This window comes from Parapedobacter lycopersici (assembly GCF_024643285.1).
GTDB classification, from domain to species: domain Bacteria; phylum Bacteroidota; class Bacteroidia; order Sphingobacteriales; family Sphingobacteriaceae; genus Parapedobacter; species Parapedobacter lycopersici.
Window position 1 is genome coordinate 851,581 of record NZ_JAMSLW010000001.1, and the last position, 14,065, is coordinate 865,645.

General features: G+C 51.5%; 16 protein-coding genes and 1 tRNA gene. 5 read left to right on the forward strand and 12 right to left on the reverse strand.

The window, feature by feature from the left end:
• Position 1: 1 nt before the first annotated feature.
• Positions 2-1,891 carry a S9 family peptidase gene (locus tag NEV57_RS03785; RefSeq protein ID WP_257656942.1) on the reverse strand — a complete coding sequence of 630 codons (1,890 nt, stop codon included), beginning with the start codon at positions 1,889-1,891 and terminating at the stop codon, positions 2-4.
• Positions 1,892-2,049: 158 nt separating this feature from the next.
• Here NEV57_RS03785 and NEV57_RS03790 point away from each other — a divergent pair, with 158 nt between their 5' ends.
• Complete coding sequence (locus NEV57_RS03790) at positions 2,050-2,349, forward strand: DUF4286 family protein (RefSeq protein WP_257656943.1); 300 nt, start codon at positions 2,050-2,052, stop codon at positions 2,347-2,349.
• Positions 2,346-2,894, forward strand: coding sequence for a dTDP-4-dehydrorhamnose 3,5-epimerase (rfbC, locus tag NEV57_RS03795; RefSeq protein WP_257656944.1), 549 nt, complete (start codon positions 2,346-2,348; stop codon positions 2,892-2,894). The genes NEV57_RS03790 and rfbC overlap by 4 nt, the downstream gene beginning before the upstream one ends.
• On the opposite strand, the gene NEV57_RS03800 is transcribed toward rfbC, so the two are convergent.
• From NEV57_RS03800 to NEV57_RS03830, 7 genes are all read right to left on the reverse strand, one after another.
• Positions 2,891-3,211, reverse strand: coding sequence for a DUF983 domain-containing protein (locus NEV57_RS03800; protein ID WP_307876380.1), 321 nt, complete (start codon positions 3,209-3,211; stop codon positions 2,891-2,893). The two genes, rfbC and NEV57_RS03800, sit on opposite strands and share 4 nt — an antisense overlap.
• Positions 3,212-3,337: 126 nt before the next feature.
• Positions 3,338-3,619, reverse strand: a complete 282-nt coding sequence (locus NEV57_RS03805) for a CAMCR motif-containing small membrane protein (RefSeq protein WP_257656946.1) — start codon at positions 3,617-3,619, stop codon at positions 3,338-3,340.
• 61 nt (positions 3,620-3,680) lie between these two features.
• Complete coding sequence (locus NEV57_RS03810; RefSeq protein WP_257656947.1) at positions 3,681-4,373, reverse strand: RluA family pseudouridine synthase; 693 nt, start codon at positions 4,371-4,373, stop codon at positions 3,681-3,683.
• Positions 4,374-4,416: 43 nt separating this feature from the next.
• Entirely contained in the window at positions 4,417-5,865 is a 1,449-nt protein-coding gene (locus NEV57_RS03815) for a bifunctional 2-methylcitrate dehydratase/aconitate hydratase (protein WP_307876381.1), read from the reverse strand.
• Between the two features lie 67 nt (positions 5,866-5,932).
• On the reverse strand, positions 5,933-7,090 hold the full coding sequence (gene prpC / locus NEV57_RS03820) for a bifunctional 2-methylcitrate synthase/citrate synthase (RefSeq protein ID WP_257656948.1): 1,158 nt from the start codon (positions 7,088-7,090) through the stop codon (positions 5,933-5,935).
• Between the two features lie 30 nt (positions 7,091-7,120).
• Positions 7,121-8,035: a methylisocitrate lyase gene (prpB, locus tag NEV57_RS03825; protein WP_257656949.1), complete on the reverse strand. Its 915-nt coding sequence runs from the start codon at positions 8,033-8,035 to the stop codon at positions 7,121-7,123.
• Positions 8,036-8,046: 11 nt separating this feature from the next.
• A complete protein-coding gene (locus tag NEV57_RS03830; RefSeq protein WP_257656950.1) occupies positions 8,047-8,880 on the reverse strand; it encodes a universal stress protein in 834 nt (277 codons plus the stop codon).
• A gap of 168 nt (positions 8,881-9,048) precedes the next feature.
• Between NEV57_RS03830 and panB the strand changes: the two genes are divergently transcribed.
• A complete protein-coding gene (panB, locus tag NEV57_RS03835; protein ID WP_257656951.1) occupies positions 9,049-9,864 on the forward strand; it encodes a 3-methyl-2-oxobutanoate hydroxymethyltransferase in 816 nt (271 codons plus the stop codon).
• Between the two features lie 3 nt (positions 9,865-9,867).
• Here panB and obgE read toward each other — a convergent pair whose 3' ends face one another.
• The 3 genes from obgE to NEV57_RS03850 all read right to left on the reverse strand — a co-directional run bounded on the left by obgE (position 9,868) and on the right by NEV57_RS03850 (position 11,608).
• Entirely contained in the window at positions 9,868-10,866 is a 999-nt protein-coding gene (gene obgE, locus NEV57_RS03840; RefSeq protein ID WP_257656952.1) for a GTPase ObgE, read from the reverse strand.
• A gap of 26 nt (positions 10,867-10,892) precedes the next feature.
• Positions 10,893-11,468, reverse strand: a complete 576-nt coding sequence (locus NEV57_RS03845; RefSeq protein WP_257656953.1) for an adenylate kinase — start codon at positions 11,466-11,468, stop codon at positions 10,893-10,895.
• 66 nt (positions 11,469-11,534) lie between these two features.
• A tRNA-Arg gene (locus NEV57_RS03850) sits at positions 11,535-11,608 on the reverse strand.
• Positions 11,609-11,764: 156 nt separating this feature from the next.
• Here NEV57_RS03850 and NEV57_RS03855 point away from each other — a divergent pair.
• On the forward strand, positions 11,765-12,613 hold the full coding sequence (locus NEV57_RS03855; protein WP_257656954.1) for an alpha/beta fold hydrolase: 849 nt from the start codon (positions 11,765-11,767) through the stop codon (positions 12,611-12,613).
• Here NEV57_RS03855 and NEV57_RS03860 read toward each other — a convergent pair.
• Positions 12,608-12,856: a hypothetical protein gene (locus NEV57_RS03860; protein ID WP_257656955.1), complete on the reverse strand. Its 249-nt coding sequence runs from the start codon at positions 12,854-12,856 to the stop codon at positions 12,608-12,610. The two genes, NEV57_RS03855 and NEV57_RS03860, sit on opposite strands and share 6 nt — an antisense overlap.
• A 229-nt stretch (positions 12,857-13,085) precedes the next feature.
• On the opposite strand from NEV57_RS03860, the gene NEV57_RS03865 reads away from it, so the two are divergent.
• Positions 13,086-14,009 carry a helix-turn-helix transcriptional regulator gene (locus NEV57_RS03865; protein WP_257656956.1) on the forward strand — a complete coding sequence of 308 codons (924 nt, stop codon included), beginning with the start codon at positions 13,086-13,088 and terminating at the stop codon, positions 14,007-14,009.
• Positions 14,010-14,065: the final 56 nt, after the last annotated feature.

The window sequence follows — 14,065 nt, forward strand, 5'->3', positions numbered from 1 at the left end:
CCTACTTTAGGTACTTGTCAAAAAATTGACCAAGCTTCCGGTAAAACATGATCCGGGTTTCCTCATTATGGAAATACCGGCCCTCTTCCTCACGCAGCATATAGGTAACGGGGATTTGCCGCTTTTTTAGTTTTTGCACAAACTGGTTGGTTTCGTTTACGGTACTCCAGCTGTCCTTGCCGCCCTGAGCGATAAAAACAGGAATCCGGATGCTGTCAGAATAAAAAACCGGCGACATTTCCTTGATCAGGTCAGGTTCCCGCTCCGGGTTCCCAACGATCTCGTAATACATCTGCAGGTAAGGTTTCAGGTGTGGCGGAAATTCCTTCAGGTAAGTAAACAGGTTCGTAAATCCGGCATACGATGCCGCACAGGTATATAAATCCGAATTAAAACACGCGCCATGGAGGGCCGAATATCCGCCAAAGCCTGAACCGTATATCCCAATACGCGCCGAGTCCACAATCCCCTCGCCGATCAGCCATCGCACGCCGTCGGTAATGTCGTCCTGTACCTTGCCCCCCCATTCCTTAAAGCCGGCAGTCCAGAAGGCCTTGCCATAGCCGCCTGACCCCCTGTAATTCAGCTGGAAGACAGCATATCCGCGACTGGCAAAGAATTGAACTTCCGGATTAAACTCCCACTTAACACGGTCGCCCGGACCATTATGCGGATACACAATAAGGGGTACTTTTTTGCCTTTGTGCCAGGTCGGCATGGTCAGGTAGCCCTGGATTTCCCGGCCATCGCGCGAATGGAACTTAACCGGTTCCATAGCGGCCATCGTCCGCCCGTTCAGGGCCGGGTTGTCATCCGCCAGCTTAACCAGGCTGTCTTTGACAATGTCATAGTAATAAACAGCGCCCGGGTCCTTGTCGGTATAAGAATGCACGATAAAACGGTTATGCGCCGTATCCCGGTCGATTATGTCAATTTCATACCCTTTGAGCTGCTGTTCAATTGCCCGGTAAACGCGCTCTGACCGGGCGGTCAGGTAATGCCTGCGCTGCTTCCATGTCGAATAAAGCGCGTAAGACATCTCACCCCGATCACTGGAATACCCACCGTAATCAATATCCACGTCGGGGTGACTGTAAATCTCCCGCACCTCTTCACCCGTTTTCATATCAATCTCCACCAGCGCGAGTTTGTCTCGGTTTACGTTGGAAAGCGCAAAAACATGGCTCTTATGCTCGCGCGAAAAGCCCAGCGGGTTAATCGATGTTTTAAAGCTATTACTCAATACTGGCCTGAACTTTTCCCGTTCACTGTCGCGGTACAGCATGGTTTCCTGCACGCTGTCGCTGGCCAGCGCCAGTCGCAATTCGCCGTTCTGGTCGGCATACCATTTAATAATATTGCCCGGATTTTCGGCCACCAGCTCTTTCTTGCAGGCATCGGTATAAAGCCGATAAACATCAAATACCGAGGAGTCGCGTTCATTAAGGGATACCAGGAGGCCATTATTCTGCACCTTGGCAGGTGAAATCCAGCGCAATTTCACTTTTGACGGCTGCATGAGGAGCCGCACGGCCGACGAAGTACGGTTTACACCGAATACGCGAAGGCTGTCATCAAAGTACTTATCCTTGGTGAATATCAGTTCATCGTTATCCGCCCAGAAATAGGAATGAATTCCCATATCCGTTTCGGATGTAATGCGCGTCTCCTTGTTGTTTTCGTCGAGGCTGATGACGTAAATATTCTGTTGGCCATTATACAGGCCCAAATAAGACACGTATTTTCCGTTCGGCGATAACTGGAACCCGACTTTCTCCGAAGAAGAAAAAAAATCCTCTACCGGGATCTGACGGCCTTTCCTGTTATCGCATGCCCCCAAAAGGGCAGCGACAGCCAAAACGATCAATAATTGTACATAATTACGCACCATTAACCATACTCCTTACTACTTATCCAAAGGTGTAAAATTTTATATTAAAAGCCCTTTATGCAACCTTAATTTTACAACTTCACCCGATTCCCTCACAGGGTACAGCCAGGCCCGGTTTATGGATCTTCCGATCCGGTTAGATTGTGTATCTTCGCAGCATGTTTTTATACAATGTCACGGTTATAGCCGATTCCGATATTCACGGGGCAATGCGGGAAGCGATCGAACAACAGCTACGTCCCTACCCCAAAACAATTGTCCGGCTACTGGAACTGGTAGATTCTCCGCATGAAGGCATCACCTATTGTATTCACCTCTATGCCGAAGATGAAGCGGCTATCGAACAGTTCCAGCAAACCCATTTGCACCGTTTGCAACAGCTGGCCAATAGCGAATATGCAGGCAAGGTATTGTTTTTCGACAGCAAAATGAAGTATTTAATCGATTTTTCCGAATGAATTTTATATCAACTCCCATCGACGGCCTCCTGGTTATCGAACATCAGGTATGGGAAGACAGCCGCGGCTTTTTTATCGAAACCTACAACGAAAAACCGTTCCGCCTGAACGGGGTCAATGAAACATTTGTCCAGGACAACCTTTCCAACTCCCGCAGGGGTGTGTTACGGGGCATGCACGCCCAAAGCGGACCGAATGCGCAGGGTAAACTGGTACGGGTGCTTCGCGGCAGCGTACTGGATGTTGCGGTCGATATCCGAAAAGATTCCGCCACCTACGGACAGCATTTTTCCATTGAATTAACGGAACGCAACGCCCGGTCGTTATGGATCCCCAAAGGGTTCCTGCACGGATTCCTCGCACTTGAAGAAAACACGTTGTTTGCCTATAAGGTAACCGGGTTTTACGATAAAGATGGTGAGATAGGCGTACGGTGGGACGACCCTGAGCTAGGGATCACCTGGCCGATTCCGGAAGACCAGCTCATCGTTTCCGACAAGGATCGGCTGCTGCCTCTCCTGCACGAAATCAATAACCCATTTTAACTCACCCGGTCGTCCTCATTTAGTCCCTGCTCCTGCAGCAGGTCTTCATATTTCGGGTCATACTTAATCTTGGGGGTCAGGTAATGGAGCAGGACAAGCCTCGAATACCTGTAATTAAATGGGGAGAACAGCAAAATGGTACTCAGCAATACGCCAAGGTACAGCCACGGTGATTCGCTGTGTGTGAGCTGGTAGGCAATCATGGCCGCTGCTATCGTCTCAACCACGGAAAATGCATAACTCACGTACATGGCCGCGTAAAAATAGCCCGGCTCAATTTCGAAGCGAAACCCGCAGTGCGGGCATACGTCATTCATCCGTTGTTTTCTAAGGCTGTAAGTTCTTCCGACAAACATTTTCCCCACCCGGCATTTCGGGCATTTGGAAGCGGCGACCGCCTTGATCCTCGAGGTATGGACGCGGTGCATGGCGTACGTTCCGGATTAATTCAGGACAATGGGTTTGTCGTCCACCTTCACGGTTTTCTTGGCCCGGTATTTCTTATACCAGAGCACGCCGACGGCCGCGGCAGCCAGGTACGGCATCGCCAGCAGGAACAAAATCCCGTTATTTAATCCTTTCCCATCCGTATTACCATTCTGCGTGGCGTTCTCCGCGGTGAGTGTACACATCGCACATTGCGCCCGGGCCGTTGTATAGGATACCGCTGTGGATAACACCACAGCAACAGCCAATATTCCCAAAAAACGCTTAATTGATTTCATGTTACAAACTTAGCTAAACACGTTTGCAAAAGCAAGCATTTTCTACTTGTTCCGCGGCACCCTATTTATCAAATAATTCAAAGCGCTCCCAGAATCCGTCCGTGGGTAATCCGGCCCTTAGTTCCATGGGTTCCCTTTTTATCGGGTGGACAAAAACCAGTTTTTTAGCATGCAGGCAGATTGTTCTCCGGAGGCTCCCCCGGGGATAACCATATTTATGGTCACCCACAATCGGGCATCCCATTGCAGCCAGCTGTACCCGGATCTGATGGGTACGCCCCGTAACCGGATATACTTCAATTAAGTAATACCCACCCAGTTCCCCGATCAGCCGGTAATCCAGCTCGGCCCGCACCCGGTTCGGTGCTTCCTGCAGGTGTGCCTTGGTGATGTTCTGTTTACGGTCGCGCGACAGCCAATGGACCAGTTTTCCTTCGGGCGCTTCCGGAGGGGTGCGTACTACCGCCCAGTATGTTTTTTGGATCTGCCGGTCCCTAAAGAGCCCTTGCATCCGTTCCAGGCCCTTGCTGGTTTTCGCAAAAAGAATAAGGCCGCTTACGGGCCGGTCCAGCCGATGGACCACCCCGACAAATGCACCATTTGGTTTTTGGTATTTGTGGGTCAGGTATCGATTGACCATGTCTTCCAGCGGCTCATCGCCCCCCGGATCGGCCTGCACCAGGTATCCCGCACGCTTATTTACAGCCAGCAGGTGATTATCTTCGTAGATGATGTCTTTATCGGTAATAGGCATAATCCCCTCTTCGCAATATACGTGGCAAAGATAAAGATTTTGGCTATAACACCATCATATCCACGAATTCATTAACGGGTTTTGCCATCAGTCGCTCTAGATCCAGCGAGGCTTCCAGTATCGTGGCCCGCTGTTTTTCGGAAAATACGCGGGCCAGGTTGGTTTTGTACTTTTCCATCAGCAACGGTATCCCCTCCGCTCGCCGCCGTTTATGGCCGATCGGATAAGCTACCGCCACTTCATCCAGTACCGTTCCGTCCGTCAGGGTAACGGTAAGTGCATTGGCAATCGACCGCTTTTCCGGGTCGTGGTAATCCAGTGTAAACTGGCTGTCCTCTGCCGTTTCCATCTTGGCCCTTAGCACATCAATCCGCGGATCGGTCGCTACCCCATCTTCATAGTCCGCCGCCGTAAGCCTGCCGAAAATCAACGGCACGGCAATCATGTACTGAATGCAGTGGTCGCGGTCAGCCGGGTTATGCAACGGCCCTTTTTTATCGATGATCCGGATCGCCGCCTCGTGTGTACGGATGCGGATATGGGCAATGTCCTCCACGGTTTTCCCACGAGCACGGAGTTCGTCGTGCAGGATCATGGCTGCCTCTGCGGCCGTCTGCGCATGGAACTCTGCCGGAAAGGAAATCTTAAACAGTATATTTTCCATCACATACGAGCCGTAGCCGCGTTGGAAGGTAAATTCCCGGCCCCCGAACAGCACATCATAAAACCCCCATGTCTTGGCGGTCAATATCGAAGGGTAACCCATCTCTCCCGTCTGCGCAATCAACGCCAGCCGGACTGCCCGCGATGTTGCATCTCCGGCCGCCCACGACTTGCGGCTTCCTGTATTTGGCGCATGGCGGTATGTACGCAGCGCCTGGCCATCCACAAAAGCGAGCGAAATAGCATTTTGCAGCTCTTCGCGTGACAGGCCAAGCAGTTTCCCGACAACGGCCGTGGAAGCAACCTTGACCAGCAGTACATGGTCCAGTCCCACCCGGTTAAATGAATTTTCCAGGGCAAGTACGCCCTGGATCTCATGTGCGCGCACCATGGCATCCAGCACCTCCCGCATGGTCATCGGTGGTTTTCCTGCGGCCACCAACGTACGTGACAACCAGTCGGCAACGGCCAGGATTCCACCCAGGTTGTCAGATGGGTGGCCCCACTCCGCGGCAAGCCAGGTGTCATTAAAGTCAAGCCAGCGGATCAGCGTACCAATATTGAATGCCGCCTGTACTGGGTCGAGCTGAAAAGCCGTACCTGGCACCTTTGCGCCATTAGGCACTATCGTACCCGGCACAATCGGGCCCAGTAATTTCGTGCATGCCGGGTAGGTCAGTGCCTCAAACCCGCAGCCCAGGGTATCTAGCAGGCAGTAATATGCAGTCTGCATGGCTAAGTCGCTGTTTATTTCATAGTCCAGCACATAGTTGGCAATATCGTTTATCACACGGTCCGTTTCAGGACGTACATTAGTAGTAGAAGACATGATGTTAATTGATGATCGTCAGTAATTAAAGTAAACGGCTGATGTTTGCCCGGGCGGATTGCCCGGCTTATTTCCGCAAGTCAATGGGTACGAAATCTCGGTTATCCGGCCCTATGTAATTGGCGCTCGGACGGATAATCTTACCATCCTGCCGCTGTTCCAGGACATGTGCACTCCAGCCTGTTACGCGTGAAATAACAAAGAGCGGTGTAAAAAAAGCCGTGGGAATGCCCATCAGGTGATACGAAACGGCCGAAAACCAGTCCAGGTTCGGGAACATGTTTTTTTCCTCCCACATCAGTTTTTCCAGTCGCTCCGCCACATTAAACAGTGTCATGTCGCCCGCCGCTTCCGAAAGTTGCTTCGCTACTTTCTTGATCACCTGATTCCGCGGATCAGCCACCGTATAAACCGGATGGCCGAAGCCGATGATAATCTCCTTCCGTTCCAGCCGCAGCCTGACGTCGGCTTCCGCCTCCTCCGCATTCGCATACCGGCTCTGGATTTCATAAGCTACTTCGTTGGCTCCGCCATGTTTAGGGCCCCGCAGCGCGCCTATGCTTCCCGTGATGCACGAATAAATATCCGCACCCGTACCGGCAATAACACGGCCGGTAAACGTGGAGGCATTAAATTCATGTTCGGCATATAAATTCAGTGATATCTCCATGGCCCTGCTCCATGCTGCATCCGGCGACCTGCCGTGAAGCAGGTGCAGGAAATGGCCACCGATGGTTTCATCGGCTGTTTCCACGTCAATCCGTTTGCCGTTATGTGCATAATGATACCAATACAGCAGCGCGGAAGCATACGAAGCCAGCAGCTTGTCCGCGATATCTCGGGCTGCCACCGGATTATGGTCGTCCTTTTCAGGATAAATGGTACCCAGTACTGAGGTGTATGTGCGCAGCACGTCCATTGGATGGGCAGCGGCACGGATTTGCTCCAGTACATTTTTCGCAATCTGGGGCAATCCCCGCAGCGAACGGAGTTTCTCCCGATACGCCTGGAGCTGCGCTTTGTTCGGTAATTTCTCGTGGATCAACAGGTAAGCGACCTCTTCAAAGGACGCCGACTCCGCCAGATCGAGGATGTCATATCCCCGGTAATGCAGGTCATTACCGCTTTTTCCAACGGTGCACAACGCGGTGTTACCGGCAGGAACGCCCGAAAGTGCCACCGATTTTTTAGGTTTAAACCCGGTATCCTGATGCTTCTTATCCATAAATTTCTATTTTAAATATCACCGACCCCATCAGTCGTTATTACCATACAGCTCATCCAGCTTTCTTTCAAAGCGATGGTAGCCGATACTTTCGTAAAGCGCCGAGCGGGTTTGCATGCTATCCAGCACCTGTTGCTGTGTACCGTCTTTGCGGATATGGGTGTATACCGTCGATGCGGCCTGGTTAGCTGCGCGGAATGCCGATAACGGGTACAGTACCAACGCTACCCCCGCTGCGGCCAATTCCGTAACAGTCCATAAGGGTGTCATCCCGAATTCAGTAATATTGGCCAGCACCGGGAGCCCGGTGGCATCCGCAAAAGCGCGGTATTGCGTGAGGTCACTTACTGCTTCCGCAAAAATAAAATCGGCACCGGCTGCTGCATAAGCAGCGGCGCGTTCCAGTGTACGGTCCAGTCCCTCGTTAGCCAATGCATCGGTGCGGGCGCCAATGGCGAACTGCGCATCGGTGCGGGCATCCACCGCGGCTTTCAGCCGGTCGGCCATTTCCTGTTTGCTCACCAGTTCCTTGTTTGGGCGGTGCCCGCAGCGTTTGGCACCTACCTGGTCTTCGATATGCATCGCCGCGGCACCGGCCTTGATTAAGGCCTTTACGGTACGGGCAACATTGAATGCCGAAGGGCCAAAACCGGTATCGGCATCCACCAACAGCGGGGTATCGCACACGTTAGTGATGCGTTCCACGTCAATAAGCACGTCCTGCAACGTCGTTATTCCCAGGTCCGGCACCCCCAGTGATCCAGCCGCTACCCCACCCCCGGACAGGTAAATCGCCTGGAATCCGGCCTGCGTTGCCAGTAACGCGTGGTTGGCATTGACAGCGCCCACGATCTGCAGCGGGTTTTCATCCGCGACAGCCAACCGCCAGCGGGCTCCGGCCGACTGTTGATGATCCGTTGTATCGTTATTTTTTCCAGTATGCATAGTTGACGTCATTAAGCACGGATAAACAGTGACGGGATTGCCGTGGAGTATCCCGCTACGGCTTTGGTAAGACTTGGCGCAAATATCGTATGAAAAAATGTCCTGTGGGGGCGCGTAAAGATCAGCAGATCCAGCTGCTCGTCCGTCGCTGCCGCACTTACGGCATTTATATCCACCTTATCGACCTGGACCGCCTTAAAGGTGAAGTTTCCGTCCGGAAAAGCGGCACGCACTTTCCGTTCCCATTTGGACAGCGACTTTTCCGTGGCGTCCTGGTGCTCGCCATCCGTATAAAAATGCAATACAGACAACTTCGGATTCAGCGGGATGCTCCGGCTGAACGTAAGCAGCGCATCCAGTTCGCTATCGTTATAATCGGTAAAAAACCCGGCATTTTCAAACGCAAAGTCGGGGGTATCCGTAGGCACTACCAGCACCGGAATCGGCGATTTCTTGATGACTTCATAAGTGGTGCTGCCCAGTATACTCTCCGCAACATTGGACACCCCTTTAGTTCCCATAACCACCAAGGAAAACGGACCGTCTTTCAGCTTTTGGGTCACCACATCAATCATAAAGCCCTTCACGTATTCGCCTTCAATCGTTACATCCGGAAATTGTTTCTTCAGGGTTTTTACAATATTTTCCATTTCCTTCGCTGATTCACTCTCCGCCCATTTGATCTGCTTTACGCTGCTGCCCTCTTCCTTATATCCGGAATACAGGGCAATATACACATGCAGGAGCAATACCCGCTGTCCTGATGCAGCGGCCAGCGCACAGCCATATTCAGCGGCAACAAAGGCGTTTTTGGAAAAATCCGTAGGGATCAGTATTGTTTTCATAGGTGTTCTCAATAGTTCGTGTAAGATACGTATTTCAGGATGAATTACACAATCCCGGCATCCGGTAGATCCCGGACGCAGGAAAAAGATGCATCCGGTTAATCACGCCCCACGGCAAATAGCGGATTTTTTTATAGGTTTGCATCATATCCGTAAATAAGAAATCACATGTCCGTAAATAAAGAAATCAAACGCATCACCACCCACAGCATCCGTGAAATGAAAGTGCGGGGTGAAAAAATCGCCGTACTCACGGGGTACGACTACTCCATGGCAAGGATCTTGGACCAGGCCGGCATCGACATCATCCTTGTTGGCGACTCCGCAGCCAATGTCATGGCCGGATACGAAACCACGGTTCCCATCACGCTGGATGAAATGCTTTACCATGCTTCCGCCGTGGTGCGGGCAGCAAAGCGATCGTTAGTTGTGGTAGACCTGCCCTTCGGCACCTACCAGGGCGACAGCAGCGACGCGCTGAAAGCGGCCGTCCGGGTGATGAAAGAAAGTGGTGCACACGCGTTAAAGGTGGAAGGCGGTATTGAAATCAGTGATACAGTTAAACGGATTGTGGATGCCGGCATCCCGGTTATGGGACACCTCGGACTTACCCCGCAGTCCATTTATAAATTCGGCACCTACACGGTACGCGCCAAAGAGGAAGCGGAGGCGGAGAAATTAAAATCGGACGCCCGGCTACTTGAAGACGCAGGCTGTTTCGGCGTTGTGCTTGAAAAAATACCCGCGAAGCTGGCTGCCGAGGTTACACGTGACCTGAAGATTCCCACCATTGGTATCGGCGCCGGCGCCGCCTGCGATGGCCAGGTGCTGGTTGTACACGATATGCTGGGCATCAACCAGGACTTTAAGCCGAAATTCCTCCGGCAGTACCTCAACTTATTTGATGAAATCAGCGGTGCGGTAACACGGTATATTGCCGACGTGAAGAACGCGGAGTTTCCCAACGAAAAGGAGCAGTACTAACCGTTAGCCATTAATCGCCTGCCAGATCAGGTCTTTCAGCTGGGCAATATTTTTGTTGGAAACCGCTGAAATGAAAATGCTGGGCATGCCTTTCGGGATTTCCTGTTTCAGGGCTTCCTGCAATTCGTCATCCAGCAGGTCGGCCTTCGTAATGGCCAGAATACGGGGTTTGTCTTTCAGTTCCGGATTAAAGGCGATCAGTTCTTTCAGCAGCACCTGGTATTCTTCCGCAATGGTCCGGTTGGTATCGGCAGGCACCATAAAAAGCAGTACAGCGTTCCGTTCAATATGGCGTAAAAAACGGTGCCCCAATCCCTTGCCCTGGGAAGCCCCTTCAATAATCCCCGGGATATCGGCCATAACAAAGGACTTATTGTCGCGGTACGACACGATCCCCAGGTTAGGCACCAGCGTGGTAAAAGGATAATCGGCAATTTCGGGCTTTGCAGCGGAAACCACCGAGAGCAGGGTCGATTTTCCCGCATTGGGAAAGCCTACCAGGCCTACATCGGCCAGCACTTTCAACTCCAGGATAATCCATTCTTCCCTGCCGGGTTCACCAGGCTGGGCAAAACGGGGGGTCTGCTGGGTCGGGCTTTTAAAGTGCCAGTTTCCCTGTCCACCGCGCCCACCGGCAGTCAATACCTTCGTTTCGCCGTCGACGGTAATCTCAAACAGTATTTCATTGGTTTCCGCATCGCGCGCCACGGTACCCAGCGGTACTTCCAGCACCTCGTCCTTGCCGTTGGCGCCGTGTCTGAGCGCACTGCCGCCGGGCTGACCGCCTTCGGCAATGATATGCTTACGATACTTCAGGTGAAGCAGGGTCCAGAGCTGGCTGCTTCCCTTCAGGATGATGTGGCCCCCTCTCCCGCCGTCGCCGCCGTCGGGGCCACCCTTTGCCGTAAACTTGTCGCGGTGCAAATGGGCAGAGCCGCCGCCACCACGACCCGAGCGGCAGCATACCTTTACGTAATCTACAAAATTCGAGCCCTGGGCCATTTGCTATGCTATTTCAGGCGTTTTATTTACGGCTTCCAGGTATCCACTACGCTTTTTATCGCGTCAAAAATCACCTCGATATCGCCAATGCCATTAACCTTGGTCAGTTTACCCTGCTGCTCGTAATACGGAAGCACATGAACGGTTTTACCAAAATACTCTTCAATCCGTTTTTTCAGTTTTTCCGCATCATCATCCGCCCGGTTACTGATGGCTTTGCGTTTGGCAATGCGGGTTGTCAGCTCTTCCTCGGTCACGTCAAGCGCAACAACACCGGTAATGCCAGTCTGCTTACTTTCCAGGAATTTATCCAGCGCCTCGGCCTGTGCCACCGTGCGGGGAAATCCGTCAAAAATAAAGCCCTTTGCCTGCGGATGCTTGCCGATTTCCTCTTCCAGCATCGCAATGGTCACGGAATCAGGCACCAACTCTCCATCGGCAATTAACTTGCTGACCCGTTGGCCCAATTCGGTTTGATTACCAATGTGCGCCCTGAAGAGGTCGCCCGTTGAAATATGAACCAGTTGATAGTGATCAATCAGCTTCTGTGACTGGGTACCTTTCCCTGCTCCCGGAGGGCCAAATAAAACAAGGTTTAGCATAGTAAATACAAGTGTAAAAAATAATAGCCTAATCGGATTCAGATTAGGCTATTGGGGTGAAACATGTGCGCTTGAAGGGAGTCGAACCCCTAACCTCCTGATCCGTAGTCAGGTGCTCTATCCAGTTAAGCTACAAGCGCATTCCCGAATCGGTTTGCAAAGATAGAAATCAGATTGGTATATCTGAAATATTTTCAAAAAAAATACCCAATTCGCCTGTATATGCCCACAAATACCGTTGTTTTATTATCTTTAAAAGCCCAAAACTTATTGACTACTATATTGTTGCTTCCCATATGGCAAATTACGAAAAACTGATCAAAAGAAAACGAATCCGCATTGGCGACATCAGCATAAGCTACCTGATCCGGGAAGGTACCCATCCGGAAAACACCGTGCTTTTCATCCACGGTTTTCCCTTCAATAAAAACATATGGCTTTCCCAGCTATCGGCACTGCCCCAGCACCTGACCGGGATCGCGATAGACGTACGGGGCCACGGCAACAGCACCATTGGCCATGGTTTCTTCAGTATAGATGTGTTTGCCAAGGACCTGCTGGTTTTTATGCGGAAAATGGGCATCGAGAAAGCCGTGTTATGCGGCGTTTCCATGGGCGGCTATATTGCATTGCGGGCCTATGAAATCCAGCCGGAAGCCATTTCAGGCCTCATCCTGTCCGATACCAACTCCCTTGCCGACAATAACGCGGCTAAGCAAAAACGGTTCGATACGATCCAGTCGGTGCTGAAAAACGGGAAACGCGCGTTCTCCATCGGTTTTGTCAACAATGTATTTTCGCAGAAAAGCCTGGCCGAAAACCCCGAAGCGGTAGACCTGATCAAAAGCACCATCCGCAGGAACGTGGAAAGCAGCATATGCGCCACGTTATTGGCGCTGGCCTCGCGCACGGACACCACAGAAAGCTTAAAAACGATACCAGTTCCAGCCCTGGTTATCCGCGGTGCGGCAGACACCCTGACGACACGCGAACAGGCCGACATACTCGTACAGCACATTCCCGATGTCACGTTTGTCGAAATACCGGAATGCGGCCACTTACCCAACCTGGAAGATGAGGCGCAGTTTAACCGGGCAATGAACGATTACCTGACGCGGCTGGCGCTGCCGGGTAGCGGACTATAGAATTTCGCACAGCAATCCTTCATCCTTAAAAAAACCGACTACTGCCCCGACGATGTCATCCGCGGCTTCCATACGGAAGACCCGGTCGCAGTCCCACAGGTCAAAAGAAAACCGCGCACCGGGGAACCGTTGCTGCAGTTCGTTAATAATAAATTGCGCCTGCTGCCGCTCGACCACATTCGTGCGGAATATGGTAATCATCGTCTTTCCGTCGGGAGAAGGTCTCATATATACACTATTCATGCGATGCAGTTTTGATAGTCAGGTGACCGGCCGGACCGAAGTCAGCGGTGCAGGCCAAAGATGAAAAAGTAAACTGTACCATCGCCCGTTCAAGACGGATTAAAAACCCGCCAAAAATTATAATCGATTGGTTATTTGTGGGATAGCAAAAATTTACACTCCTTTTTATACCGATGTCCGATTAAAATTTAATTTTGTGTTGCAGATTATGTCACATTAATGGTACGATATGGAAGCCTACCTTGATTTCCTGCAGGCCAATCTTACAAATCTCTTCATTGAGAATCCGAATGATTTAAACGCTGATGTTCATCTTTCACTCGGTGGCCTGGAGATTTTTTCAGTCAGCAGCCAACGGCACCAATGGCTTTCCGTAAGCGACTGCTACGAAGAGCCCACATTGACCATGTACTTTTCCTTTGAAGGCATCTGCACGGGGGAAGACAAGCGGAACGCAAGCTTAACAACCCTCCAGACCAATCAGCACATCCTCAGTTTTTCCCCTTATTTTGAAGGCAATTACTCCATACGGGGCCAGCGGATCAACAGTTTTGGGGTGAGCATGACCGCTCCATTTTTCAGGCGGTTTATGCTGGATGACCTGAATTGCCTGGAGCGGTTCTGGAATAAGGTAAGCCGGAATGAGGAAGCCGATATTGCACCCCAGCCGCTTCCGATCACGCCCCAGCAGGCAGCCATCGTCAGCGAATTAAAGCACTGTGTTTACCGCGGCCAGATGAGACAGCTGTTTTATGAATCGAAGATTGCGGAGTTGTTTCTCTCGCAGGCACAGCAGGCGGAGTCCATGACTTCCCTGAAAAAAAGCACGTTGTCCACGCGTGAAAAGGAACAGCTGTACATGGCCCGCGAATATGTGGAATCCAACATGCTCCACCCCATCAGCCTGCGGAATATCTGCCAGGCAACAGGGCTGAATGACTTTAAACTCAAAAAGGGGTTCAAAACGCTTTTCGGCGTTACGGTTTTCGAGTACCTGTCCGACCTGCGGATGCGGCATGCGCACAAACTGCTCACCGATACCTCTTCCCCTGTGTTTGAGGTTGCCTATTCCCTGGGATACAGCGAGCCCTATAATTTCACCAAAGCATTTAAACGGCATTTCGGTTACCTGCCCAGCAAGCTCAAGGCCTAAAGGGTATCCCTGAAATCCGTGATTTTCATTTTCCTGCCACCGGCATTTACCATTTC

Bases quoted from the DNA above. Each gene is read 5' to 3' on its own strand.
- NEV57_RS03855 (WP_257656954.1), top strand. From the start codon at position 11,765: ATGGCAAATTACGAAAAACTGATCAAAAGAAAACGAATCCGCATTGGC.
- NEV57_RS03830 (WP_257656950.1), bottom strand. From the start codon at position 8,880: ATGAAAACAATACTGATCCCTACGGATTTTTCCAAAAACGCCTTTGTT.
- prpC (WP_257656948.1), bottom strand. From the start codon at position 7,090: ATGGATAAGAAGCATCAGGATACCGGGTTTAAACCTAAAAAATCGGTG.
- rfbC (WP_257656944.1), top strand. From the start codon at position 2,346: ATGAATTTTATATCAACTCCCATCGACGGCCTCCTGGTTATCGAACAT.
- prpB (WP_257656949.1), bottom strand. From the start codon at position 8,035: ATGCATACTGGAAAAAATAACGATACAACGGATCATCAACAGTCGGCC.
- NEV57_RS03785 (WP_257656942.1), bottom strand. From the start codon at position 1,891: ATGGTGCGTAATTATGTACAATTATTGATCGTTTTGGCTGTCGCTGCC.
- NEV57_RS03810 (WP_257656947.1), bottom strand. From the start codon at position 4,373: ATGCCTATTACCGATAAAGACATCATCTACGAAGATAATCACCTGCTG.
- NEV57_RS03845 (WP_257656953.1), bottom strand. From the start codon at position 11,468: ATGCTAAACCTTGTTTTATTTGGCCCTCCGGGAGCAGGGAAAGGTACC.
- NEV57_RS03865 (WP_257656956.1), top strand. From the start codon at position 13,086: ATGGAAGCCTACCTTGATTTCCTGCAGGCCAATCTTACAAATCTCTTC.
- NEV57_RS03790 (WP_257656943.1), top strand. From the start codon at position 2,050: ATGTTTTTATACAATGTCACGGTTATAGCCGATTCCGATATTCACGGG.
- NEV57_RS03800 (WP_307876380.1), bottom strand. From the start codon at position 3,211: ATGAATGACGTATGCCCGCACTGCGGGTTTCGCTTCGAAATTGAGCCG.
- NEV57_RS03815 (WP_307876381.1), bottom strand. From the start codon at position 5,865: ATGTCTTCTACTACTAATGTACGTCCTGAAACGGACCGTGTGATAAAC.
- obgE (WP_257656952.1), bottom strand. From the start codon at position 10,866: ATGGCCCAGGGCTCGAATTTTGTAGATTACGTAAAGGTATGCTGCCGC.
- NEV57_RS03860 (WP_257656955.1), bottom strand. From the start codon at position 12,856: ATGAATAGTGTATATATGAGACCTTCTCCCGACGGAAAGACGATGATT.
- NEV57_RS03805 (WP_257656946.1), bottom strand. From the start codon at position 3,619: ATGAAATCAATTAAGCGTTTTTTGGGAATATTGGCTGTTGCTGTGGTG.
- panB (WP_257656951.1), top strand. From the start codon at position 9,049: ATGTCCGTAAATAAAGAAATCAAACGCATCACCACCCACAGCATCCGT.